Below are 25202 nucleotides of genomic sequence, written 5' to 3'. Positions count from 1 at the left end.
CGTGCGCTGCCCGTTACCGATTGCATGCTGACCGGTTGCCGCCGACGCTCCCGTATCTGATTCTGACAGGAGGATTACGGGATGAAACTGTTCATTGGGTTGGATGTCTCACTCGCCAAGACTGCGGTCTGCATTGTCAGCGAGCACGGCAAGATCGTGAAGGAGGCTGAGGTCGGCAGCGATCCCGCGGCGCTGACGCAATTCGCGCTGGAGCAACAGGGCGAAATTGCGATGATCGGGATGGAAGCCGGGCCGTTGTCGCAATGGCTGCACCGGGGGCTGACCGAAGCCGGCCTGGAAGTGGTTCTGATGGATACCCGGCAAGTGAAGGGTGCTCTGAAAGCCATGCCGATCAAGACAGACCGGCGCGATGCTGAAGGTATTGCCCGGCTGCTACATTTGGGCTGGTTCCGGCCAGTCCATTGCAAGTCGGTGTCTGCCCAGGAGATCCGCGCACTCCTCGGGGCGCGCAAATCCATCCAGCAGGGCGTGATCGCTCTGGAAATGTCCTTGCGCGGGTTATTGCGGAACTTCGGCTTGAAAGTCGGCGCAATCTCCAAAGGACGGTTTGATGCTCGCATTCAGGAACTGGTTGCCAGCAACACTACGCTGGTGGCGGCAACCGAGCCGATGCTTCGCGCCCGTGCCACCCTCCGCCATGAACTGGCGCGACTGGAGCGGCATGTGCGCAGCCTAGCACAGGACGACCCGACCTGCCGCTTGCTGATGACCATGCCGGCCGTTGGCGCGGTGGTCGCATTGACCTTCAAGTCGGCCGTGGATGATCCGGCTCGGTTCTCGTCGTCGAAGAAAGTCGGCCCGTGGGTCGGCCTCCCCCCTTCACGGCAGCAGTCCGGCGAGCGCGACGTGACAGGCGGTATCACCAAAGCCGGTGACGCCCATTTACGCCGCGCCTTATGCCAGGCCGCAACCGTCATGATGAACCGGGGCCGTGGGTCGTGGTTGCGGACATGGGCCTCGCGGGTCGCGAAACGGCGCGGCACCAAGCGGGCCATGGTGGCCTTGGCGCGTCGGATCGGTGTGATCCTGCATCGGATGTGGCTGGACGGAAGAAACTTCCGCTGGGAAGGAGCGCCAGAGCCGATCCATGCATGAGCTAATCTCCGTGTTGATGTCTGCCTGAGCGCAGACCTGCGAGGTCCCCGACCCGGGACGTGGTCCCGATGACGCCGCGGTCTGGACTGATGCCGCCCCGCCGGGCGAGCACGCCAATGAGATGGGCGCATCGGAACCATATTGGACAAGCATCATGTTGGCGGCCGCCGCGCCGACCACGGACCGAAGCATGAACCCGGGCAGAACCTCATACGGCAGGAAAGCAGGCGATATAGCACAACCAAAATGCAATCACGCTCTCCGCACACCCGGATGGGCGATCCCTTCTTGCATCAAATTTGCCTTGACGAGGACGGCCCCGTTACCGAAGTCCTGACCCTAGCCGACACGGCCTTTGGTCGGCGTCTCGGATGAAGTCTAGAAATGCTTGCGTCGGCTCCAACCAACGTCTCTTCTGGAGCGGAAACACGCTCAGAGATTTTTCCACTCGGCGGTGTCGCGTCGAAGAAGCGTTCTGCAAAGAATAGTCCCCGAAACCACCGTCATGAACCACAGGGACATAGCTGTGACGATTGATATTTCGCGTAGTTAGATCGGAAACCGACTCGCAAGTCATAAGATGAGCTCTAGGTGTCATTATCATTCCAACCGTAAGGCCTGCCTGTACGTGCCAATTTCCGCACTTACGTCGGCGAGTTCTTGATAATCGTTTTTCCGCACGAAACTTAAGCTCCCATGGGAGAAGGCGAGGAAATCAATGCACGGGTAGCAACAACGAGCCTGTCTCTCGAGTAATTGTAGAAGCGAGAATCAATTCTGAGTTTCACGTTTGAAGGACGATTCCCAGTGCAGCGTCTGGACCCGGAGGCGTCTAGGAATCCAACAGCAGCATTCAACCAGAACCGAAATTCACCCACGTCGAAATGCGCAATGTTCGAGCGTATGGTCTCAGCGGCATGCTTTTCATGGACCCGCGCCAGCTTGCAGATTGTCATTGCCAGCATGATTGGCTGGTCGTTAGCCCGCTCCCACAGGAAGTCGTCGTCTAGAAATGATGCTTCGTCAGCATCCGAAAACTCGAATCCACGAATGTCCCGTACCTCGGCAAGATTTTCATAGGTATGACTGTGGAAATCACCGATGAGCGTCAAGTGTGGTGCCCATCGATCCATCAGTTCGCTCTTCAGGCGGACAGCCTGATCGTTGGGCTTCACGCTGTTCCGTGATCGCTTGGCTGAAATGCTGAGACTCATAAGATCGACATGGAAATGGGTCGTTCCTTTCGAGTCCTCGCGACTGAAGCCCCAAAGATACCCCAGCGTTTCCAGCTTTGTTCGGCGCGGACGACCATCTCCGAGAACATAGGCTTCCAGTGTGGCAAGCGTAATAGTGTGACGAGCTGCATCAGAAAGGGAAATGGTGAACTTCATCGTGCGTTACCTGAAGGTGCCTCCGATTCGTTTCCGATCAACGGCCAGCCACGATCCTCACTGGGGCTTCGCTGGTCCAAATCGCGATATATCCGACCTAGTCGGCCCGAATCCTGACCTTGATCAGGATCTCGCACGCGAAGTCCTGACCAAGAAGCAATCGCTGGTACGTCGGGGGCTTTATCGTTCCCGCCTACGACGGTGTTGCGCCTGTGATACCTGACGGCGAGGAAACCATCGAAGAAACCGCCGACGACCTTCTCGCCAGTGAGACGCTGGACTCCGCTGTCGAGGAGGAGGTCGATGAGAAGGATTCGACTGACCAACCACCGCGGGACAGGTTTCTTCCGTCGTCGATAGGGTTGACGGTGGTTCTTCCGGAAACGGTGAGTCAAGTCACGCTGCGCGCAACATGGGGGAACTATAAGACGGAGCCCCCATTGCCCGATGCGCTCCTCATTCCCGAAGTGTCGGGAAAGGGCAAGCCAAAGCCAGAAAAGCCCGAGAACCTCCGTTGGGTTCGGGTTTCCGGCGAAGCCGCGATCGTCCTCGACGTCACTCGGAACCAGTCCGGGATCCCGCTGCCGGAAAGCGCTGCGCCTCACAGGCCGGGCGGCGGCATCGAAGTCGCCGTTCACACCGTGTGCTCCGTTAAAAGACTCCGGAAGGGGCTGAAGAGCGTCTGCGCGTCATCACCGTCTTCTTGGTAAACCGTCGACGGAGCACAAAGGCTCCGTACAAGGACGTGGCCTACGCGTTCCAGACCCGGATCGAGCTCGAATGTGCGGATGGATTTTATCCGCGCAGCGACCTGTCCACCTACCAGTCCGATGATTTCGAACTTAGGCTGGGCGATCTCCATTATCGCGATGTCCGCGAATATGCCGTTGGTCGCAACACATCTGCCGGCTGGCAAGAACGGCGTGACGCGACGAACGATCCGCTCCCCGTGACGCGTGTTTGGACCGATTTCCTTCCGCAGCAGGAGGTGGAGCGTGTCGTCCCGGCAAGGAGCGCGTCGAGTTCGGCATGGAGGCTCTCGCTCGGGCTGCCGTTTCCGGAGCCGAAGCGGTCAGTGCAGCCTTGGATTCACTGCCTGAACTTTACGCCGAGTGGCGGCGGGGTCAGGAAGGAATGATGACAGGGCTTGCGCCGAGACGGCTAAAGACGGGCCAGGCGCTTCTGGAAAAAGTTGACACCGCCGGCAGCAGGATTCGCGATGGGATAGATCTCCTTAAGCGTGATACGGTGGCGCGTGAAGCATTCGGCCTGATGAATACGGCGATGGCGATGGCCAACCGCCGGCGCGAGGCAGTGATCCAGAAGAAGCTGCCGGGCGATGTAGACCCGCCAACATGGCGGCCGTTCCAGCTAGCCTTCGTCCTCCTCAATCTCGTTGGCGTGACCGACCGAAACAGTGGTGAGCGTGAGATCGTCGACCTGCTTTTTTTCCGACCGGCGGCGGCAAGAGCGTATCTTGGACTTGCCGCCTATGCGATTGTGCTGAGGCGGCTCCGCGGATCTGGCGTGCTGGGTGCGGGCATCAGCGTCATCATGCGCTACACGTTACGCCTGCTCACGCCGCTGGTCTCGTCTGCGCGCTCGAATTCCTGCGGACCCATGATGACAATGGCCGGAAGACGCTTGGCGAATGGCCGATCGAGATTGGACTCTGGGTAGCGGCGCAGCCTCACCGAACAATCCAGCCGCGAAATTCTTCCGACAAGGACGCCGCGACGACCTGGCTGAAGCGGTACCAGAGCAGACCTAAGACGAAATCCCCGGTGCCACTGAAGGGATGTCCGTGGTGTGGTGAGCCCTTCAAGCCAGAGAGCTTCCACTTCACGCCCAACAGGACGGCTCCGCAGAATCTAGTGCTCAAATGCGAGAACGCCGAATGCGACTTCACGCGGGATCGACACCTGCCGGTGCTCGTGGTGGACGAGCCAATTTACCGCCGTCTTCCCGCATTTCTCATCGCCACGGTGGACAAATTTGCCTCCCTTCCATGGATTGGCAAGAGCGGCGCATTCTTTGGACACGTAGACCGGTATGATCCGGTCAAGGGGTTCTTCGGCGCGTATGAGCCAGGCGAAGGTCGCCCCTTCGGAAACGGGCATCGGCTCGATCCGCCGGATCTTGTCATCCAGGACGAACTGCACCTGATCTCTGGCCCGCTTGGAACGGTGGCCGCACTCTACGAAACAGCGATCGACCTGCTGTCGTCGCGGCCGGGTCTTCATGGACTCATTCGTCCAAAATCGTCGCTTCGACCGCGACCGTCCGAAGGGCGGAGAAACAGATCGCAGCCTTGTTCGATCGTTCGGAGACGGCCGTATTTCCGCCACCCGGCATCCACCGTACCGACAGCTTCTTCGCCAGGACTGTGCCATCGACACGAGAGCCAGCCCGCCTCTACGTCGGTGTGGCGAGTCAGGATCGCGGGCCTAAACTCCTCTTTCTTCGGAGCATGCAGACCCTGCTGGCAGGCGCGCAGGCACCGACTTCCAGCCCGACGCAAGAAGGGGAAGATCCCGCCGATCCGTATCTGACAGTGCTCACGTATTTCAATGCGCTTCGCGAGCTTTGGGGGCGCTCGTCGCATCTCCTCAGAACTCCGCTGCTTCCAGCTGGCGGCTGAAACGCACAGGCGCAGCCCAGCTTGGTCGCTAACCGCATCGATCGCCTCATGGTGTCTGCCATGAATCCGTGTGCGTGAAGCGCTCCAGAGCGAAGATGTTGGGCGTCAACCAAGTTCACCAATGAGCTTCACTGCTCGAGTTCTGCACGGTGTCACCGACTGGCGCCGGAGGTTGATCCGGTGATTAGGAGGAGCACTCGTTGTCGGATTCTCGACGATGTCGGACATGTGACACAACGCTTCCAGAGCGATCGCATTGTTCCGAAACGATTTTCCCAGTTGGCACGACGGTTGCGATCCTATGCGCAAAAGCCCTGCGATGCCGCACCGACTGGAAGAACTCATCAATGATCACGCTTTTCGAACATGTGGGCGCCGCTACCAACACTGAGCGTTCCCGAGCCGACGGAAGCCTCTATCCCTTCTTTCTGAAGGCTGTCCGGACATGAACGCATTTGATGTCCGTCCAACGCTGGATGCTCCCGACGACGATCCCTATCTCTGGCTTGAAGATGTAGAGGGCGAGCGGGCACTTGCCTGGGCCGCCGGCCAGTCGGCAAAGACCCTGAAGCACTTCGGTGGAACGCAGTTCGAGCGCGACCGGGCGGCTCTGACAGCCATTTTCGACAATTGCGACAACCTTCCCCTGATCGCGCGCCGTGGTCAGTACCTCTACAATTATTGGCGAGATGCCGGAAATCCACGCGGACTGTGGCGCCGGACCACCCTTGCCGCCTACATGAAGGCGGATCCCCAATGGGAGCTACTGCTCGATCTAGATGCTCTCGCGGCTAGCGACGGAGAGGATTGGATCTGGGACGGCGCGTCCGTCGAGCCGGAGAGACGGGAAAGAGCCGTTCTGCGCCTGTCGCGCGGCGGCAGCGACGCGGTCGTGCATCGCGAATTCGACCTGATCTCTCTGAGCTTTGTCGCCGACGGTTTCAATCTCCCCGAGGCCAAAGGCTACGTTAGTTGGCTGGACCCTGACGCGCTTCTGCTTTCCAGTGCGCTTGGTAATGGCATGGCCACCCGCTCCGGCTATGCGCGCACCGTGCGACTGTGGAAGCGTGACGCGGATCCCCTCACCACGCCGGTAATCTTCGAGGCCGGGTTCGAGAGCCTCAAGGTGTCTGGTCATTCGGACCGCACCGGCCGCAGCGAGCGCCTTTGGTTCATTGAGAAACGGGCCTTCTACGAGAAGATCAGCTGGATCGGCGACAGGAGCGGGCCGAGGAGGCAGATCGATCTTCCTCGTGACGCGTCGTGGCGGGTCTTCGGCGACTGGCTGGCGGTAAGGCCGCGCAAGCCGTGGACGGTGGGAGGCACCACCCATCCCGCCGACGCGCTGATCGTCATCTCGCTTTGCTCTTTCCTCGCCGGCGGACGCCGTTTTGAGACCCTGTTTCAACCAGGGGAAAGGCGCTCTCTGCAGTCATTCTTCTGGAATGACGGGAAGCTCATTATCTCTTACCTCGTCAATCTCGTACCGCGTTTCGAGATGTTCACTCCCGGCCACCAGGAATGGACGCGCCGAGTCCTGGACACCCTGCCGGCCGAAGGGACTGTCCACGTCTGGTCATTCGATGCGGCAGTTCACGAGACCAATGGAGAGGTCCTGGTCTGTGCTCAGGATCCGATCACGCCGCCGCAGCTCTTGCTATTCGATCTCAATGCCGCGCCGTCTCTCAGCGCTTCAGCAATCCTGAAGCGCAGCCCGGAGAATTTCGATGCATCCGGACTGGTGGTCACGCGCCACGAGGCAGTCTCTATCGATCATGAGCTGATCCCCTATACGCAGGTTGGTCCGGCGAACGGGAACGGAGATGCTCCGATTCACCTTTCCGCTTATGGCGGGTTCGGCACATCACTCCTGCCCTACTACAACTCCCCGCTGGGCAAGCTGTGGCTCGAGCGCGGCGGCACGTGTGTGGAGGCGAACATCCGCGGCGGCGGCGAGTTCGGCACCCGCTGGCACGATGCCGGGCGCAGGGAGGGCAAGCGTCTCGCCCATGACGATTTCGCCGCCGTTGCCGCCGACCTCGTGCGAAGGGGCATCACCGTGCCGAGGCGGATTGCCGCCGAGGGCGGCTCAAATGGCGGCCTGCTGATCGCCAACATGCTGACCCGCTATCCTGAGCATTTCGGGGCTCTGTTCTGCACAATTCCGCTTATCGACATGCGTCGCTACACCAAGCTCTTGGCGGGCGCGAGCTGGATCGACGAATATGGCGATCCGGACAAGGCTCACGATTGGGCTTTCCTGAAGGAAATCTCCGCCTATCACGCCGCGGCGCCGGGACAGCCCTATCCGCCTATCCTGATCGCCACCACGAAACGCGACGACCGCGTCCATCCGGGCCATGCGCGCAAGATGGCCGCAAAACTGCAGGCTCTTGGCTATCCCGCTTACTTCTACGAGGCCAGCGCAGGCGGGCACGGCTACGGCAAGGACAATCGGGAGCAAGCCGCATTCATCAGTCTAGGCACCAATTTTCTCCGCAGCGCAATCGGCTTCAACGATCACCTTCCGGAGATGGCGGTACGCGTTGCAACGCAAGAGGAGCATTTGAGCTCCATCAACAATTCATTCGAGCAGGAGACCAAACAGTGCAGTGCATCCTTTCTGAACATCAAGGAGTGAATATCATGGGGAGAACGCGAATGGGCGTAGCGCGGGCAATAGCAGCGGCGGTGGCCCTAATCATGGTGGGACAGCAGGCCGTCGCCGCGGAGCCTGCGCAAGCAGAGACCGTCCTGGCGGAGACGGGAGCTTCGGTCACCGAAGCGCCAAGCCCTTGGCAGGTCCGCCTGCGGGCGTTGGGCGTCGTTACGAAAGATCTGGGCTACGTTGACAAGCTTCCCGGCTCCGGTCTTTCCTATTCGGACACGGTGACGCCGGAACTCGATATCTCGTATTTCTTCACCGACAATATCGCCGCCGAACTCATACTCGGCACCACCCATGCTAACATCGACGGTCAGGGAACGATCCGCTCGGCGGGTAATATCGGCAAGGTTTGGCTGCTCCCGCCCACGCTGACATTGCAGTACCATTTTACCGATTTCGGCGCGTTCAAGCCCTATATCGGCGCCGGCGTGAACTACACGGTCTTCTATAACCAGGACACTGGCAGCGCCGACGCTCTCAAGGTGAAGAATACGTTCGGCACGGCGCTGCAGGTCGGTTTCGACTACATGGTGGACGAGCACTGGGGCGTCAACTTCGACGTGAAGAAGCTTTTCCTGAAGCCGGACTTCGACGTCACGGTGGCCGGCGCGAAGCTGACGGGGAAGGCGGAGCTCGATCCCTGGCTGATAGGCGCAGGTGTCACCTACCGCTTTTGAATATCAGAGTGAAGTCTGCTTCCCGACTGCCGGTTTAAAATGAAGGGCGCCTCGCGCGCCCTTTTTTACGGTCGACACTGCAGGGCAAGACCTCATCAAGCTATTGTCGGGGGGTTCTCTTCCGGCGGACCAAGAAGGTGCACTGACCAACCGGCCTGATGGAGTGCTTAGAAAGCGCTTTGGATCGGGACGGGCTTTGGTATTGTGGGTGGAATGCTTCAGCCAGACCATTTGCCAGCATCGTCTCCCGGACGTCATGCCTGAGCTTCCTGTCAGCGCAAGGCGAACACGCGGCTCCTAGATGCCGACAAGATGGCTGGTTCAGCCATGCTGCGACAGTTGGCTGTTTTTTCGGTTCTTTGCTGTTCGTGCGCTAACCGCAACGCTCCATACTAGTCTCGCGTGCCTGTCCCCGTGGGGTGGGCGACAGAAAGCGATTAGGCCCGCTGAAAGCGGCGGACCGCATCCGAAGGACCGTAACGAAGAGAAGGACCTGAAGCGAGAGCGAAGGTTGCGGGAGGCCGCGGCGGGCCTAAAAGGGAATGCCGACCACCCCACGCCCCAGGAAAGGCTGACAAAAAACGCAGCGGCCGACTGTCCAATAGGGTGCGCCCGCGCGAGGGCGAGCCAAATGGCAGGGGCTGCCGGGGGCCCTAAGAAAAGCGTGGGTTCACAAGCACCCGGCGCGCGCCATCAGGCCGCCAGCTACTTGGAGGGCGGGTGTATCAGGCCTGTTTGTCGGGCCGAACCAGATCCATGTGGCTGACGCCGAGGGCCAATGCCAGTTCATAGATCGTGATAATTGTCGGATTTCTTCGGCCTTTCTCCAAGCCGCTGATGTACTGCTGACTGAACCCGGAAATCTCCGCAAGCTGCTCCTGCGTCAGACGCTTCCTTTGCCTGATCCTCTGCACATTCCGTCCGACCAACTTGCGCATATCCATGCACGCAAGCCAGCGGATCAGGCGGCTTGAGTTTATCAACTATAATATGTAATCCACATTTAGCAGGCACAGGGCTTCGCGGGTCCATTGGCCGGAGATAGAATTAGCGATGTTACAGCCCAAATCGAACACGCCGTTTGCCGACGAGGTCCCCTGGTCGGACCGCATTACAGCCTACGACAAGGACCACTTTACAACCTATATGAGGCTCCTGGACGCCTCAGCCGACAACGCCACTGAAGAGGAAATGGCCCATGTGATCCTCGGCATTGATCCGGCACGCGAACCTGAGCGCGCACGGAACGTTCTTCGCAGTCATCTCGACCGTGCAAACTGGGTGGTGACGAGCGGCTACAAGGATTTGTTCGCGAGTTGACGAAATGGGCGGTGCGGTCGCTTCGCTTCAAGCAACGAAGTTGCGTAACCCCCATGCATCGACGCATCACCACAGCGCGAATGCGCTCGAAGATGATCGCGAGGACTTCCAGGCGGCGCGGATGGCCCAGCGCTTCGCTGTCTCATCGTTTTGTCCTCCGCTCGCCAATGGCTGCTTCCCAGGAAGCGGTGCGGCGGCGAGTCATGACAGGAACGGGCCCGCCGTCTGAGCCGCACCGCATCCGAAGGACCGGATGGACAACCTACTGAAAGCTCACAGCTAGCTAAGGGTTGCGGGACGCCGCGGCGGGCCTAGAAGGATGCGGCGCCACCTGCTGGGAGCAGGCACAACAGAGAGAATTGCGAGAGTCTAACGACGCGCTAGGAGGCGCAGCGGAATGGTCGAGACGCCCTGAGCCAAGAAAAGCGGGAATCGACCCACCGGCACCCGGCACGCGCGGTGATGGGCGCGGGCGCCCACTACGTCCGCAGGCTCAACAGAATCTCACACGGATCAGCGTCGAGGGCCGCAGTTACGTCGAGAAACTCAATGACATCGAGACGCCGCTCTCCACCCTCATATTTCGCCACGAAGGATTGCGGACGACCAAGCTTCTCAGCCACCTGCGCCTGCGTCAGCCCTTTGACCTTGCGCAGTGAGATCAACTGGGCCAGAAACCGCTGGTGGCGGGGAGATCGAAGAGATTTGGGCATTTAGGTGAACCGGTCAGGTGAGACCGGCTCAGCGACTAATCCCCGTTTCGGATTATCCCATTTTGGGATATTCTGCCTTGGATCCAGCGATCAACATGCGAGGTTCGCGGCAGACATGAAACGATCAACGGGAACAGATAGGACTCAAAGCTCAACACTGCTCGACGAAGTCCCTTGGTCTGACCGTCTTACCGCCTACGACAGGGCGCACTTTACCACCTATATGAGGCTCCTGGACGCCTCAGCCGATGAGGCGCCCGAAGAGGAAATGGCCCATCTGATCCTCGGCATTGATCCGGCACTTGAACCGGAGCGTGCCAGGAAGGCGCTTCGTAGTCATCTCGACCGTGCGAACTGGATGGTGACGAGCGGCTACAAGGAATTGTTCGCCAGCTGACAAATGCGCAGTGCTCGGTCATACAAGTAGGCAGTTCCGGTGGCAGCCAGTGGTCAGGCTGATCGGGACCTGCACCACAGACGCGCCGGCAAAATGGACCCGGTGGCGAGCACAATTCAGTTCCCAGGAAATCGGGTTTTGGCAATTCGTCCGAGCGTCTGACGTGATAGAAGGTTCCGCTCTGTCTGGGTGGGTAATAGCCCGGAGCAGCACTCCATATCGTGCCGGCGCTCGACCCAGAAGGGTCCACCTCTTCGCTTTAAGCCGGATAACCGATAGCCATCGCCCTAAGTCAACGGTTAGAGATTACCGGCAGGCAGGTATGCAAGCGGGCCATCCTCGGAAACTATATAACGGCACGACTAGCTCGTAAGCGACGAAACACCCGCTCGAGCACCGATAGACTAAGATCACCGGCGCGGGCTGGAAGAATACGGCTGCATCGCCCTGACCGAGCCGGCGGAACAGAAGATCTCGGCATCCAGTCAACGCTCGATACAAAGCGCGCGATCGAATGGACCGAGCACAACCGGATCAAAAAGCTTCTCAGAGAATTGAGGACCCTTCGGACCCCAAAAGGGCTATAGCCTGATTTTGGGTTCGCACGCCTAGCTTCTTCTTGGCATTGTCCAAATGAAAAGCGATCGTGCGTGGCTTGATGCCCAAGATGCGGCCGGTCACCCAGGCTGAATTACCCCGCGCTGCCCACCGCAGGCACTCATATTCGCGGGATGTCAGCGAAATCCCATCCACTGTTCGATCGCTCGGCAGTTTGCGGCGAACGCAACGATGAAAGCAGGCCGCCATCAGCTGAAGAGCTTGTTCGTACCGCTCAGCGACCCGAAGAAATACTGGACGAGGCTCATCGGTGGCAAAAGTAACCGCAGCGATGCGGCCGCGGAGATCGACAATTGGGATCGTCAAACCGCAGCAGATGCTGAATTGAGCCGCCTCATCGAATAGCTGCTGTTGAGCCGGCGACATTTTATCGCCTCCCAAATTCGATCCCCAGTGAAACGGGCAGCCGCCATTTCGAGCACGCAAGACCACAGGATCGAGTTTCTCATACTGATTTTCCAGATACTGTCTGGTCCAGCGGGGTGGATAGTTCGAAATTAGCCTCGGTTTGCCGGAAGGCCGTGCTGGCAAGGAGAGGTAGGCAAAGGAGATTAGGTCAAATCGTCCGGCCGCCTCAGCCATGGCCTCCCGGAAATCTGCCTCATCGATACTCTGTGACAGTCTTTCAAGGAATGTCTCGAAAACAAGTGGCATGTCCCTCGTCATCGTCGCGCTCGATTCTTCCTCTTTCTGCACGCCTTCCGGCTGCGTCGTGTATGTCCCGACAAACGCGATTGACTTCGCGGGCGTCGCTGGGCTGACCAGGCTCCAGAATGCTGCCACACTTTCGATCTTCGCCGGTCATCCCAATCATGCTGGGCTCGCCCGATGGGCGGCTGGCAGACGCCTCTTGATCTTTCAACAGCTCAATCAGAGAATCTCCATGCATTAAATCATGACCGCCCCTGCACCGTCCAAATCAGGAGAAATCATCCTGCGCTGACCAAAAGCCATCATTGACCCAGCTTTTGCAGGAATTTGGGTCGGCACGAGCATAACAATTCGGATAGCCGCTCATCCCCCACCCGGGGCGCCGTGATCCGGAACGAAGTGTTGCGATGCTTCCTTTTCTTTGATAGGCAAATCGTCTCAACAATAAAAAAAATGCCTTTTCCTTGTGAATGGGATGGCGTGTGAGTATCGTCATTTTATATACCTGACGTGATAAAATTAACCGCAATGATTATTCTGCTCTTTGTGATGTGAAGGAAGATATCTTCGGCGTTGCCGCACTTTGGAACCGGCGACCGTGGCCCGCTGCAATGATGTAAAGGGCGCGTCTAAGCTCAATCTGCATCGGAACGTGCAGATGACCTTTACCAGACCCTCGATTCCGGACGGGCCATAATGATTCTGATTACGTGGGTCAAAAAGGGCGCCCTGCCGGCGGGGAGGTACACCCGCAGGGCGCGCCGCACAGAGGTCCTGGTCGTTGGGCAACAGGACAGCGGCGGCAGAACTGATTCGGTTCGTGACTGAAATAGTCCGGAGCATACTCAAGATCAGATATCTGGAATTCAACAGTTTTGGGTCTGCTCGGCGCAGTAGCGCGCAGGGACATGCCTGCCTCGCGACTCACTCCTTCGCGATCGCAAAATCATACGGCACCCTCGGCCTTCAGCGCGCGATAGGTGGTATCGACCGACTTTACCGTCGCGTCGACAATGATGTCGATCTCTTTTCGGGTAATGATCAGGGGGGGTGCATAACCGAGGATGTCGCCATGCGGCATGGCCCGTCCGATGACACCATTCTCAAACAGAGCAGCTGCAGTGCGCACCCCGACCTGAAGGTCGGGTTCGAATGGTATCCTTTGTTTTGGGTCCCGCATCATCTCTACGGCCGACAGGATACCCACTCCGCGAACTTCACCAACGATGGGATGTCCCGCCAGCTCGGCCTTCATCCGGTCTTGCCAATACGGTCCAACATCGCGGACATGCTCCAAAATATTTTTTTCTTTAAGCAGTCGAATATTGGCGAGCGCGGCTGCGGCACAAAGCGTGTGCCCCGAATATGTCCAGCCGTGGCCGAGTGCGCCGTGCTTCTCAGTGCCTTGTTCCAAAACCGACCAGACACGGTCGCCAATGATTGACCCGGAGATGGGGAGGTAGGCGGAACTCAAACCCTTTGCGATGGTCACGAAATCCGGATGCATGTTATACAGGTGGGAACCGAACTTCTCGCCGGTTCGCGCGAAGCCGCAGACCACTTCATCGGCGATTAGAAGGATATCGTATTTGTCGAGCACCGCTTGAATGGACGTCCAGTACCCTGTGGGGGGCGGCACAATACCTCCTGTCCCAAGTACCGGCTCTCCGATAAAAGCTGCAACCGTTTCCGGTCCTTCAGCCAGGATCAAGGCTTCAAGCTCATCGGCACAGCGCCGGGAGAACGCTTCCTCGCTCTCCTCGATACGCGCCTGGCGGTAATAGTGCGGCGTGGTTGTATGGCGCACCAAATCCAGAGGCAGGTCGAAGAAATTGTGAAAGAAGGGAAGGCCAGTTAGGCTACCCGTGACCAGTCCAGACCCGTGATAGCCGCGATTTCGCGAGATGATCTTTTTCTTTTCGGGCCGGCCAAGAATGTTATTATAGTACCAGACCAGCTTGATGTTGGTTTCGTTAGCATCGGAACCGGAGAGGCCGAAATAGACCCTTCGCATGTTCTGACCGAAATACTCGACCACGGCCTCTGCCAACAGGGCGACCGGCTCCGTACCTTGGCTGGCATAGACGTGCGCGAACGGTAATTCGCGTGCTTGCCTGGCAATGGCCTCGGCGATCTCCGTGCACCCATATCCCATGTTGACGCAGTAGAGCCCTCCGAAACCGTCGAGGCTCCGTCGGCCTTCGGTGTCCCAGATATAGACGCCGTCCGCTCCGGCCATGATCCGGTTTGGCGTCTCGCCGCGACTGTGCTTGGCCAAATGTGTAGACGGATGAAAGACGAAGCTTCGATCCTTCTCCTGGAGTTGCTCAGTTCCCAGATTGCTCGAGCGCATCGTCCCTCTCCTCGCGATGGATTGGCGGAGGGCACTCGGCCAACCACCTGTTCAGCAAATAGCATACCGGAAACGTCTCTCGAGTTTCTCGGGAATGCAGGTTATTCGCCGCGGAATTCGCGGGATCGGCCCGAATTGCCGTGAAAACTAAGGCGCCACCTTCGCCTTGGCCGAGGGAGCGTTGAATTGGATCTCACTGATTTTGCGACGTCAGGGCCGTACTGCAAACACGAACAGCTTACGACGCGCATGCGCCCAGCATAGTGCCCGATTAGCGGGTGACCTTGCTCCCAGTTTCTAAACAGTTTTTGTTCGTTTCCGGCGTGGGTTGTGCTCTGCTGGGCGGGTGAAGCGACGGGCGCTGGCGCGGAGCTTTGGCATAGCGCAGCGCGAGCGACCGTCGCGGATTGAAGGTGCTGGCGAACTCGGCCGGTGTCTGCCAGGCGAGTTGGGAGTGCGGCCGCGCAGTGTTGTAGTCGGCGCGCCACAGGGCGATGGCTACGCGCGCCTGAGCCAGCGAGGTGAACAGCGTCTCGTCCCACAAGATCCTTCAACGCGGCATTGTCGAGCATGGCGTCGGCTAGAAGCCGCTTCAGCCGGGTGTCCTCGTCCTCCAGAGCCTTCAGTCGCCGAGCCTCGGAGACATCCCGCCGCTGCGGGCCTTTCAGTTATAAATCGAGGGGTCGCCGACCCCGTGCTTGCGACACAGATCGGAACCGATACCCCGGCCAAAGTTCCTTCAAAATTCCGATGATCTGCTCTTCATAGAAGCGGCTACGTTTCGGTCCTGGTCCTCTCGATGGCCAGAACGAACTTCAAACCGGATTAGATCAGAGGGGCAAGGTCACGGGCGATATTGAAGGATGAATAGCGCTCGGGATGCTGTTCCCGCCGGCCGCATGAGGTACGATAGAGCGCCGCCGGCCATGTTCCGCCGAACTGCCGGTCATCCCTTTACATTCTGATGGTCCGGATCGGTCTTGCCCTTCCCCAGGGTGGTAACGCAGGTGATCAGGGGGAAAATCACATTCGCCTCGATCAGCAGGCAGCGGGTTCCGTGCGGCGGCACAGGCTCCAACCTGGTTGGCCAGCGCTGATAGGCTGAGGTCGTGCCCTCGCGCATAGCGATCGCTTTGGGCGGTGCAGCGGCTGGTGCTCGGCAGACTTCTCAAAGTAACATAGCCAGCAGGTTCGGCCCGGCAAAGACGCGCGGCGAGAGCGCCTCGCCATCGACACCTTGATTCGCAGCCGACCAGCGCCGCCAAGTTCTGTCGTCAGTGTGTTGCCCTTCTTGCGATCGCAAATTCGTGGTTGCTGCGCAGGGCGAGCCGAGCTGCGGCTCGCGGGACGCGGGCGAACCGACGAACTCTTTGCGCCGCCTGAAAAGCTGCCTCCATCAATGCTGGCCGATCGTGCAGTCTTGAAGCGCTGGCTCAAGCCTCAAACGTCGAGCAGCCGCTCCTTTTCCTCTCGAAACCAGCGCCCCCTCGCCCGACGTGATCACTCGATCTGATGCTTCGAGCAGGGCTCCTCCCAATGGTTGCGCTCATGACCTGCACCCTTCAGCCAAACTCAGCAAATCGGACGTCTCTTTTTATCGCCGGCTCGGCAAGCTCGGAACACGCTGGCGGACGCTCCTAAGGCTAGTCGCCGCCAGCGGATGGCGAGGATGTTTTGACGGCTAAGTACTTTTAGGTGGGCGATTATAAGCCGAGATCCCGATAGGTGCTTTCGCCATAGCTCCTGGCGCCATCGCCACGCTGAGCGTTTGAAAGCCGATGAAATTCGCTCGGCCAATTGGCAAGCGCGTGCTTGATAGCCTTCATCTTGAACGGCACGTGCACAACACATTTGTCCCTGATGATGGGCGGACAGCTCGCATCTTGTTGTCGCGAGCCGTTAAGGTTTGCTGCGATTATCGGCAGATCTAGATCAAGGGCCAACTCCATTTCCCAGCGCACGAAGCGAAAAAGGTTTTTCGTTTTCTCACCGATCAGGACAAGTACCTGGCTCGATCCATTCATTCTGTTGCGAAGATTGCGTTTAACATAATCTTCGTCCTGTGCTCGGCTCGTCATATTGTCCAGATCGTGAGCGTTCGCGAATTCAAAACTCACATTCTCGCTGGCATTCCACCCTTTCATAAAGCGGTATGCCCAAGCGTCTTCATCGCCGTCAAATATTACATAGGTCGGATCGCTGTATGCCATTGTTGTCTCTTAGTTGTTTTGACGAGCAACCCACTGGGTGTGCTCCCTTGAGAAAGCCAGTTCGGCTTCGTTCACCGCCGCGGAGAATGCCTCATCAGAGTTGGCGTCCGTAATAAGGTCGGCAGTCAATCCGATCTCGTGAGCTGTCAACGTGTAAGCCGATGCCAATTCGTTAAATTTCTTGATTTGGGTCCACCCGATAAGCGAGGCGGCAATAACGATTAACGGCTCTGTCGGCCAGCCTGGTATCGCTGGGTCAGCGATGCGTACTACGATGAAAGAGAACCCCAGAGCGTAAGCAATGACACCAAGGCCCATCCAAATTTTTGCGGATCTCTTGTTCGAGCGCGCTTTCTTCTCGTACCACTTACGTTGCTCGCAAATTCGTTTCTGCAGATATAGCTCTTTTCGTTCTTTTAGCGGGGATTCCCTTATTGACATCATTTCGTCGGTTGTTTGAGGGGATGCTGAATCGGTGCCGCTCAACGCGCTGCCAAGGTGACGATTGCTATCAAGGATACCTTCCATGAGCTTGCGAAAATCAGCTCTAGCGTCGGCCGCACGCGTGTCATCGAACGGCTGTGCTCGCATCGCAAAGCGCCAGGTCAATGTCTTTACTGACTCTGCCAAAGCTCTAGCTTGATACCAGACCTGCTCGGGCTTTGTGACCGACCGAAATATGAGGATTCCCATTGAGCAAAGAAACACCGCAGCATACACACCGAAATAGGCCTTTGATGGCCACAAATCCAAAGAGAGAACAGACGCCGAAAAAAGAAGAACGTACTCTGCCCGGATCAGGCGAAGAAATGTCACCTGCTGCTCGTTAGACGCCACGTCAGCGCTATTATAAAGTCCAGGATATTTCATTTTCTAGAGCACGCAATTCTATTTTGTGTCTGCAAATTCTTTAAGCCATGATTTGGCAAACGTAACGTTTGCAGTCGAGCTTACAGAGCCTAGTCTTGAGCTAGACGCGGTGCCTCTGTTCATAAACAGAACTGCAGGTCCGGTCCCATCGATGTACGGGTATAGGCCCAAAAATTCTTGCCCGGAAAATGTTTCCGAAGAATTTTTTGCCACAGGGAGAACTGCTACCGCGGTCCGAAAGCCATCGAAAAAGCCAAGCTCCCAAGGCATCCATCTGGATCCTGGAGAATTGTTTGAATGCACATAGATTAGCGTCTTTGACTGCCTCATACGGGTCCGCAGCAACTCGGCAGTGGCCGAGGAGACCTTTGTACGGTCCAGTTGTGAATCTTCGATCCAATCTACGTAGGCAGTGAACCCAAGCTCCTCAAAAATTCGCTTCGCACCGAGAACGATCTCTGCGTCCTTGAAAGAATGTGACAGAAAAACGTCGAATGACGATCTGGCTGTAGCTGCGGCCATCTCTTCCTTTAGAACGATCGATGCGGCTCTATGTCGTCGGCTGGCATTCGCCGCTTTTTTCAGCTCTGCCTCGGTCAGTAGCACTATTCAAATCCCCCATGATCTGTTCGCAATCTATGAACTAGACGCCCATTCGATTAAGCGACCCCTTGTCTTGTGAAAACTGGCACCATGCTCAGCCGGCAGCGCAACGGCTGGCAGGCGTGACGGGCCTTGTCACCCACCTACGCGACCGCGACTCAGCGATGCTCCTCGCTCAGAAGGTTGCGGAGCCCCGCAATGTCAAACAGGACAGACGATCTCCTAATCTTGATCAGCAACGAACTTACGGCGTAAAAAGGCGATGGAGCGATCTCCCAATATCCGCAGGCGTCGAGGGCCGGTTTGCTCGCCAAGGCCGAGCGGGCCAGCTTGCACTCCCGCTACCCGTCGGCTTACCAATGCCTCGCTGTAGATTTCGCCCCCTACACGGATGCGCTGACCGCGACTAAGCTCAATCGCCACTGATCGCCAATCTCGGGCGAAGGTTCCCCCTTGAGATAGCTGTAGAGGCACTTTTCGGCACTTCGCATTTCAGATATGGACGCCTCCTCCACCAGGCACGATCCGGTTTGGCTTCTCGCCGCAACCGTGCTGGCCAAGTGCGTTCGATGGCTGCTTCGATCCGTCTACTGGAATTGATCGGTTCCAGATTGCTCAAGCGCATCGTCCTTCCTCGCCATCAACTGGCGGATAGCGCTCGGCCACCTTTTCCAGCAACTAGTATACCGCAAATGTCCCTTGAGTTTCGTCGGAATGGGCGCGTTTTGCCGACGAATCTACGGGATCCGTGCCAAACGCCGTGGAAACTAAGGTTTTTCGGGTTTTACCGTTGGCTCAGGGCGGACAAGGGTATCGGTGAATTGGACTTCACTGGTTTCGTAACGACAAGGCTATAGTATTGATCAATCCCTAAGCCTGCCTGCAGCAGTCCCTCCATGAAATCCTGATAGGCGGCCATAGAACGAGATGCGACCCGCATCAGATAATCGACGCGCCCCCCAATTGCCCAGCAGTCCAGGATTTCCGGAATCTCTTGGATTGCAGTTTCGAAGTGTCGTTGGTCCTCAAGACGATGACGATCCAGCACGACCTCCACCATCACAAAGATCATGCCGCCGATGAGGGCAGGACTCAGTCGCGCATAGAACCCCTCAATAATCCCTGCGGCCTTGAGTGCTCGGAGCCGCTCCGAACAGGCGGACGCCGAAAGATGAACTCGTTTTGCAAGCTCACTTTTTGAAATCCGACCGTCTGCCTGAATTTCGGAGAGAATCCGGACGTCCCAACTGTCGAGTTGCACGGGATCGGGTTTCGACTTCATAACCTGTTGCTCTCAAGCAGCGATCGACAGCGCGTTATGTGCCGATCAATTCTATCATCAATTGGAACGACCGAAGGTAGTAGTGGAAGGCATCCGTTCCAGGCCCGAGATGTGCTAGAATGGGTACGAAAATCAGCTGAGGGAGAGCGATCCGCTGAGAAAAGCTGCAGAAGTAATTTGGCTGTCGCCCCGACGCCTAACGGGGCAATGGTGCAGCTGGAGAGGATAGTCGGCGGCGGCGGAGACCTCCTGATAAATAGATAACCCATTTTCTTGAATCCCCGCCGCCGTACTTGATACACGCGCGACAGCATTCGAGCCTCGATCGCGTGGACGGTATACTCAATGCGGTATTCACTGGCACATTCAGCTATTGGGGTGAATTGAAGGCCTTGCTCGTCCGACTCGCCGAGGCGCAGGGCACCGCAAATGCCGCTCGTCTTACGGCTTGCCCGACAATTTGGCGCTGGGGTCTGGCCGAAATCGCCCAACCGGAAAGACTCAAACACCGATGTTGCGTGCGATGCTGTCGGCCGCCATACGCTTACGCCACTCAAAAGGCCCGGAATTGTGAATGGAGTTTCCCTCAACGTCGACGGCCATGATAACAGGCATGTCCTGCACATCGAATTCATAGATGGCTTCCATGCCCAGGTCTTCAAAGGCGACAATCCGCGCCGCCTTAATCGACTTTGAAATCAGGTACGCAGCGCCACCCACTGCAGCAAGGTATGGCGTTTTGTGTCTTACAATCGATGCGATGGCCGCCGGTCCCCTCTCCGCTTTGCCCACCATCGCGAAAAGGCCGGTTTCGGCGAGCACCTTGTCCGTAAAATCGTCCAAGCGGCTGGAGGTTGTTGGACCGGCGGGTCCAACGACCTCATTCCTCACTGCCCTGACGGGACCGACGTAGTAGATCACGCGTCCCCGCAGATCGACTGGAAGCGGCTTGCCGGCATCGATCAGTTCGACCATTCGTTTGTGGGCAGCGTCACGGGCCGTCAGCATCTTTCCAGACAGCAGGAGCGTTTCACCGCAGCGCCACGATGCCGTCTCTTCCTTCGTCAGCGTATCTAAATTGACCCGCCGGACGCCGGCTGGGTTCAATTCGTCGGCTCCGATGTCGGGCCATTCGCGCAAATCGGGCGGCTGGAGGCTGATGGGTCCAGAGCCGTCCAAAGTAAACTTCAGGTGCCGGTTGGCGGCGCATTGCGGGATGAGCGCCACAGGCTTGGACGCCGCATGAGTAGGATAGGTCGCAACCTTGACGTCAACGACTGTCGTCAGACCACCAAGGCCTTGGGCGCCGATACCAAGCGCGTTGATCCGCTCATAAAGCTCAATCCGCAGCCCCTCCTCTGCGCTTGACGCCCCCCTTGCGATCAGTTCCGCCATATCGATGGGCTCGTTCATGGCCTCCTTGGCCAGCAGCATCGCCTTTTCAGCGCTACCACCGATGCCGACAGAGATCAGTCCAGGTGGACACCACCCGCTGCCAAGGGTCGAAACGGTATTGACCACCCAGTCGGAAACGGAGGCGCTGGGATTGAGGGTGGTAAAACGTGCCTTGTTCTCCGACCCGCCGCCTTTTGCGGCGATGGTGATCTCAATCTGGTTACCTTGCACCAGGTCGACATGGACAACTGCCGGCGTGTTGTCGCGGGTGTTGACCCGTCTAGCGAGGGGATCCGCAACGATCGATGCCCGAAGGGGATTATCCGGATCGAGATAGGCTTGACGTACGCCCTCATTCACAAGATCGGCGAAACTGGCCGTTGACTTAATACGGGCATCCATGCCGACCTTTGCGAAGACAACCACAAGTCCGGTGTCCTGACAAATCGGGCGCCGCCCAAAGGCCGCCATGCGGGAGTTCAGCAGAATCTGACCTATGGCATTCTTCGCCGACGGGCTCTGTTCTCGCGTGTATGCGTGAGAAAGAGACCGGATATAATCTGGAGGATGATAGTACGAGATGTACTGAAGGGCGTCGGCGACGCTCCTTGTGATGTCGCTACCGGATATGGTCCGTGTTCTGTTTCCCACCGGATTTTATCCAAATGAACCGAGGCCATTGACCATTTTCAGAATCTGGAAGCTTCGCACCCCCTGCTCGCCGCCTTCGTATCCATAGCCGCTTTGCTTGACTCCTCCATAAGGGGCATCAGCGGAAACCCCTTTCAGGTAATTCACACTAACAGCGCCCGCAGAAAGACCGCTCACAAGCCTCTGTTGCGTATCGGCCGCGCCAGTGAACAAGTAGGCGGCCAGACCGTACTCCGTGGCGTTGGCTTCATCGATCGCCTCTTCGATCGTATCGAAAGGAGCCACGGTGAGGATCGGTCCGAACGGCTCTTCATGAAGCACTCTCGCTTGCTTCGGTACGCCCGTCAGGATGGTTGGCGGCCAGTAAAACCCCGGTCGGTCAAGGGGGATGCCACCGGTCTCGATGCGGGCGCCGCCTTCTACCGCATCCTTGGTCAGGCGCTGCATGGCCTCTATTCGCCGCGCGTTTGCCATTGGCCCCATTTGCGTTGCAGGGTCATCCGGTGGTCCGATCCTGATTTTTCGGACAGCCTCCGTCATCCGGAACAGGAATTCCTCATAGCGGGATCGGGCGACAAGAATCCTGCTGGGCGCATTACAGCTCTGGCCCGCGCACTCGAATTTGTATTCCGAAATAGCGGGTATCGCCTTTGCCAGATCCGCATCTTCGCACACGATAACCGGGGAATGTCCACCGAGCTCAAGGATGCAGCGCTGCAGATTATTCGCGGCCAGCGTGGCCAGCTGTTTTCCAACAGCGGTCGACCCCGTGAACGTCAAGACTTTCACAATTGGCGAACTGAGCAGATGCCGCGATATATGCACAGGAACACCGAACACCAGGTTGACCACGCCTTCCGGTATCCCTGCTTGACGCAAAGATTCCACGATATGGACAGCCACGCTTGGCGTCTCCTCGGCCCCTTTGAGGATCACCGGGCAGCCTGCCGCCAGCGCGGGGGCGAGCTTGCGGGCGATGAGAACGGCTGGATAGTTCCACGGCGTAAAGGCAGCGACGACACCGAGGGCCTCCGGGACGATCATCCTGTTCGGGCCCAACGGAATCGGGGTCGACAACTCATCGGCATGCCGGCCATTCCATTCCAGCGTTTCGACTGCGCGCGCATATTCTCCTGTCGCTTCGGCAATCGTCTTTCCCTGTTCGGACGACAGGTCCCTGGCTGCGGCGCCAGCTTTCTCTGCCAGAATGCTGGCGGCCGAGACGAGTATCTCGCCACGCTCTTTGGCGGGTCGTGAGGACCACGCCTTGCGGCTGCGTTCTGCCGAAGCAAGAGCTTCATCCAAGTCTGAAACCGTAGCCGAGGCCACTGAGGCAAATACCTTCTCCGTCGCCGGGTTGATCACCGGCAAAGTGGCTCGGCTACCACCGGCTCGCCATTTGCCATTAATGAAGAGCTCGTAGCTCTTGGCGTCGGACATCGCGGGCTCCACTTGACTGAATTCTTGCATACGAGCGCAGTTTCGATATCGAAACTGCTGAACTCGCTTGAGCCAGTTTCATCGCGATGGTCGCGGCGGGTCAAATATCGAATATTGCCGAAATCCATCTGGAATCCAGATCGGGCTGGTCCTGATGGCCGCAAACAATCATGCCCAGCTTTACAGGTTAGTTTGTCAGGTCGCCTCAGGCGCCACCGCCGCCCAGTCCCGGATTTCAATCAATTTTCTGGCGACCTTCGGAATGAGCTTGCGGACCGCAGAAACGGCCGCAGAACGCTCATCTTTGGGATTTACAGCGAGCACCACGGAGCGGGTAATCACCGGATCGACGATCTTGACAGTCCGGACCAGCCCTTGGGAGGCTTCTTTCTGAACCGCAGACGGGGCGAGAATAGAATGCGCTTTTCCCTCTACGACCATGTTGATGATCGTTGAGAGGGAGTCCACTTCAAACCTGACGTCCAGCGCGCAACCGTGTTGTGCGACGACATCAGCCACCGAACGCCTGACATTGTTGTTGCGCATGGGAACCGCCAGGGGGAATGCATGCAGGTCGGCCAGAGATATCGCATCTTCAAACGGTGGCTCGCCGGACGGAACCACCAGACAAAGGTCTTCGCGCGCTAGCACCGTCATTCGCCCCACACTGTCTGCTGTGCGGTACAGAACCGCCAGATTGAAGCGTCCAGCCGCCATCCATTCCTCTAGCGGTCCCGTCATACCCTCGACCATCTTGAGGGACACCTTGGGCAGTTCGTGTCTTACCGTCTCAAGCAGCGGACCGCTCAGGACGCGAGCAGCTCCAGACGGAATGCCAATAGACACCTCCCCGGCAGGGGAAGCGGCTGTGTTGGTCAATTCCACCTCGGTAAGTCGAATTTCTTTAAGAATCGCCCGAGCGCGATCGAGCAGTTTGGCTCCTGACGCCGTCACGCTCACACCGGTCCTGTCGCGTATCAGCAGCTGAGTGCCGAAGCCTTCCTCCAGTTGACGCACATGCAGGCTCAGCGCACTCTGGGCAACATTAAGGAAGCCAGCGGCCTTCGTGAAACTGCCTGCTTCGACCACACCGACGAAGTATCTTAACTGCCTGATTTCCACGGTACTCTTCCGAGGGCGGACTGCAATTGACGTAATCTATCTCGAAATGTGATGGCGCGACAGCAATAATTGTGCCGAGCTGCTGACGCTTCCTGTCGTCGTCCCAGTCTTGTCGATCAACCCGCTGAGGACTCAACGGCCAACTCGGCGCCCGGATCCGTGGCTATGATTTCTCGGGCCCTTCGAATAACCGGTGGATCGACCATCTTTCCGTCCAATGCGAACGCGCCTCTGCCTTGCGCCGTCGCATCTTTTTCCGCCGCGAGGACACGACGGGCCCATTCGAGTTCCTGTGGGCTTGGCGAAAAAGCCTCATTGAATATGGCAACCTGGTTTGGATGAATCGCCAAAGCTCCGGCAAAGCCAAGCCGCCGCGCATGCGCTGCGGCTTCACGAAGTTTATAGGTGTCCGAGAACTCGCCAATGCTTCCAACAAAGCCCAAAGGGAGCAATCCGGCCGCACGGGCAGCGAACAGCACGGCAAGGCTCGGGGCCAGGAGCAGATCAAATTCCGGGCCGCCGCCAACAGCGGCACTGAAGTCTTCAGGACCAAGCGCCATTGCGACCATCCTTGGATGCGCCGACGCAATGGCCGCGAGTCTTTGCAAGGCGCCTGGGGTCTCGATCTGGGCAAGGAACCGGATGCCTCCCGGCGGAAGATTTCTTTCCCGTTCAAGTTCCGAAACCGCATTCGCGATCTCTGTTACCCACTCTGCGGAATCCGTCTTTGGAAGAACGAGTGCGTCAACACCCGCCATCACGGCTGCATCGAGATCGGCCGCCAAGGCGCGTAGGCCATGATTCACGCGGACCAAAACAGATGCGCCCGCACGCGCCACCTTTGCCACAGATTCAGAAAGCTGCTTCCGTGCCTCGCCCTTCTGGTCCTGGGGAACAGAATCCTCCAAGTCGAGAATGACGCCATCTGCACCCCGCTCATTGGCCGTCTTCACAAAGCGCTTAACGTGAGCGGGAACGAAGAGCAGGGATCTCCAGCGTGGTAAAGCCATCGCGCTTTCAACGGCCGCAAAAGTGTGCTTGATCATGGAGAAGCCCCTGCGGCCGATCCTCCCGAGGGCGGTGG

23 protein-coding genes and 2 pseudogenes are annotated in these 25202 nt (G+C 58.1%); 8 read left to right on the top strand and 17 right to left on the bottom strand.

Annotated features, from left to right (window positions below; genetic code table 11):
• Positions 1-81 precede the first annotated feature (81 nt).
• The gene (locus EN846_RS27505; RefSeq protein ID WP_029354722.1) at positions 82-1116 is read left to right on the top strand and encodes an IS110 family transposase; all 1035 of its coding nucleotides are present in this window, start codon (positions 82-84) and stop codon (positions 1114-1116) included.
• A 686-nt stretch (positions 1117-1802) separates the two neighbouring features.
• Here EN846_RS27505 and EN846_RS27500 read toward each other — a convergent pair.
• The gene (locus EN846_RS27500) at positions 1803-2507 is read right to left on the bottom strand and encodes a hypothetical protein (protein ID WP_091597890.1); all 705 of its coding nucleotides are present in this window, start codon (positions 2505-2507) and stop codon (positions 1803-1805) included.
• Positions 2508-2719: 212 nt separating this feature from the next.
• Between EN846_RS27500 and EN846_RS27495 the strand changes: the two genes are divergently transcribed.
• From EN846_RS27495 to EN846_RS27485, 3 genes are read left to right on the top strand one after another with little or no spacing between them, the layout of a single operon-like run.
• Positions 2720-3217, top strand: a complete 498-nt coding sequence (locus tag EN846_RS27495; RefSeq protein ID WP_051695310.1) for a hypothetical protein — start codon at positions 2720-2722, stop codon at positions 3215-3217.
• 35 nt (positions 3218-3252) lie between these two features.
• Positions 3253-3645: a hypothetical protein gene (locus EN846_RS27490; RefSeq protein WP_127283231.1), complete on the top strand. Its 393-nt coding sequence runs from the start codon at positions 3253-3255 to the stop codon at positions 3643-3645.
• Positions 3642-4187, top strand: a complete 546-nt coding sequence (locus tag EN846_RS27485; protein WP_135899043.1) for a hypothetical protein — start codon at positions 3642-3644, stop codon at positions 4185-4187. Before EN846_RS27490 ends, EN846_RS27485 begins: the two co-directional genes overlap by 4 nt.
• 191 nt (positions 4188-4378) lie before the next feature.
• On the opposite strand, the gene EN846_RS27480 is transcribed toward EN846_RS27485, so the two are convergent.
• Positions 4379-4750 carry a hypothetical protein gene (locus tag EN846_RS27480; RefSeq protein ID WP_127283229.1) on the bottom strand — a complete coding sequence of 124 codons (372 nt, stop codon included), beginning with the start codon at positions 4748-4750 and terminating at the stop codon, positions 4379-4381.
• An 843-nt stretch (positions 4751-5593) separates the two neighbouring features.
• On the opposite strand from EN846_RS27480, the gene EN846_RS27475 reads away from it, so the two are divergent.
• Positions 5594-7789, top strand: a complete 2196-nt coding sequence (locus tag EN846_RS27475) for a prolyl oligopeptidase family serine peptidase (protein ID WP_127283228.1) — start codon at positions 5594-5596, stop codon at positions 7787-7789.
• A gap of 5 nt (positions 7790-7794) precedes the next feature.
• Positions 7795-8493: an OmpW family protein gene (locus tag EN846_RS27470; protein WP_127399678.1), complete on the top strand. Its 699-nt coding sequence runs from the start codon at positions 7795-7797 to the stop codon at positions 8491-8493.
• Between the two features lie 725 nt (positions 8494-9218).
• On the opposite strand, the gene EN846_RS27465 is transcribed toward EN846_RS27470, so the two are convergent.
• Positions 9219-9437, bottom strand: coding sequence for a helix-turn-helix transcriptional regulator (locus EN846_RS27465; RefSeq protein ID WP_029354714.1), 219 nt, complete (start codon positions 9435-9437; stop codon positions 9219-9221).
• Between the two features lie 109 nt (positions 9438-9546).
• Here EN846_RS27465 and EN846_RS27460 point away from each other — a divergent pair, with 109 nt between their 5' ends.
• Positions 9547-9813: a DUF2285 domain-containing protein gene (locus tag EN846_RS27460; protein ID WP_029354712.1), complete on the top strand. Its 267-nt coding sequence runs from the start codon at positions 9547-9549 to the stop codon at positions 9811-9813.
• Positions 9814-10292: 479 nt separating this feature from the next.
• Here the strand turns inward: EN846_RS27460 and EN846_RS27455 are convergent, their stop codons facing one another.
• The gene (locus EN846_RS27455; protein ID WP_127215245.1) at positions 10293-10526 is read right to left on the bottom strand and encodes a helix-turn-helix transcriptional regulator; all 234 of its coding nucleotides are present in this window, start codon (positions 10524-10526) and stop codon (positions 10293-10295) included.
• 115 nt (positions 10527-10641) lie between these two features.
• Between EN846_RS27455 and EN846_RS27450 the strand changes: the two genes are divergently transcribed.
• Positions 10642-10923 (top strand): DUF2285 domain-containing protein, encoded by a 282-nt coding sequence (locus tag EN846_RS27450; protein WP_127284127.1) that lies wholly within the window; start codon positions 10642-10644, stop codon positions 10921-10923.
• Between the two features lie 546 nt (positions 10924-11469).
• Here EN846_RS27450 and EN846_RS27445 read toward each other — a convergent pair.
• From EN846_RS27445 to EN846_RS27390, 13 genes and pseudogenes are all read right to left on the bottom strand, one after another.
• Positions 11470-12207: a LuxR family transcriptional regulator gene (locus tag EN846_RS27445; RefSeq protein ID WP_127284137.1), complete on the bottom strand. Its 738-nt coding sequence runs from the start codon at positions 12205-12207 to the stop codon at positions 11470-11472.
• A gap of 931 nt (positions 12208-13138) precedes the next feature.
• Positions 13139-14545: an aminotransferase gene (locus tag EN846_RS27440; protein ID WP_127284128.1), complete on the bottom strand. Its 1407-nt coding sequence runs from the start codon at positions 14543-14545 to the stop codon at positions 13139-13141.
• A 271-nt stretch (positions 14546-14816) separates the two neighbouring features.
• A complete protein-coding gene (locus EN846_RS27435; RefSeq protein ID WP_164763856.1) occupies positions 14817-15089 on the bottom strand; it encodes an integrase core domain-containing protein in 273 nt (90 codons plus the stop codon).
• Positions 15079-15300, bottom strand: a pseudogene (locus EN846_RS27430) (transposase); the annotation flags it as partial. The pseudogene EN846_RS27430 and the gene EN846_RS27435, both read right to left, overlap by 11 nt.
• 306 nt (positions 15301-15606) lie before the next feature.
• Positions 15607-15764, bottom strand: a pseudogene (locus EN846_RS34940) (transposase); the annotation flags it as partial.
• 484 nt (positions 15765-16248) lie between these two features.
• Positions 16249-16755: a TIR domain-containing protein gene (locus EN846_RS27425; protein WP_127284129.1), complete on the bottom strand. Its 507-nt coding sequence runs from the start codon at positions 16753-16755 to the stop codon at positions 16249-16251.
• A 9-nt stretch (positions 16756-16764) separates the two neighbouring features.
• A complete protein-coding gene (locus EN846_RS27420) occupies positions 16765-17625 on the bottom strand; it encodes a DUF4231 domain-containing protein (protein ID WP_127284130.1) in 861 nt (286 codons plus the stop codon).
• Between the two features lie 18 nt (positions 17626-17643).
• Positions 17644-18231, bottom strand: coding sequence for a toll/interleukin-1 receptor domain-containing protein (locus EN846_RS27415; protein ID WP_127284131.1), 588 nt, complete (start codon positions 18229-18231; stop codon positions 17644-17646).
• A 781-nt stretch (positions 18232-19012) separates the two neighbouring features.
• Positions 19013-19510, bottom strand: coding sequence for an Lrp/AsnC family transcriptional regulator (locus EN846_RS27410; RefSeq protein WP_127284132.1), 498 nt, complete (start codon positions 19508-19510; stop codon positions 19013-19015).
• 501 nt (positions 19511-20011) lie between these two features.
• Positions 20012-21556 carry a fumarate hydratase gene (locus tag EN846_RS27405; protein WP_127284133.1) on the bottom strand — a complete coding sequence of 515 codons (1545 nt, stop codon included), beginning with the start codon at positions 21554-21556 and terminating at the stop codon, positions 20012-20014.
• A 6-nt stretch (positions 21557-21562) separates the two neighbouring features.
• On the bottom strand, positions 21563-22996 hold the full coding sequence (locus tag EN846_RS27400) for an NAD-dependent succinate-semialdehyde dehydrogenase (RefSeq protein WP_127284134.1): 1434 nt from the start codon (positions 22994-22996) through the stop codon (positions 21563-21565).
• Positions 22997-23191: 195 nt separating this feature from the next.
• Complete coding sequence (locus tag EN846_RS27395) at positions 23192-24118, bottom strand: LysR family transcriptional regulator (RefSeq protein WP_127284135.1); 927 nt, start codon at positions 24116-24118, stop codon at positions 23192-23194.
• 116 nt (positions 24119-24234) lie between these two features.
• On the bottom strand, positions 24235-25164 hold the full coding sequence (locus EN846_RS27390) for a CoA ester lyase (RefSeq protein ID WP_245494513.1): 930 nt from the start codon (positions 25162-25164) through the stop codon (positions 24235-24237).
• Positions 25165-25202: the final 38 nt, after the last annotated feature.

The organism is Mesorhizobium sp. M4B.F.Ca.ET.203.01.1.1, assembly GCF_004791025.1.
GTDB lineage: Bacteria > Pseudomonadota > Alphaproteobacteria > Rhizobiales > Rhizobiaceae > Mesorhizobium > Mesorhizobium abyssinicae.
This window is presented reverse-complemented; position numbering and strand designations above follow the sequence as displayed.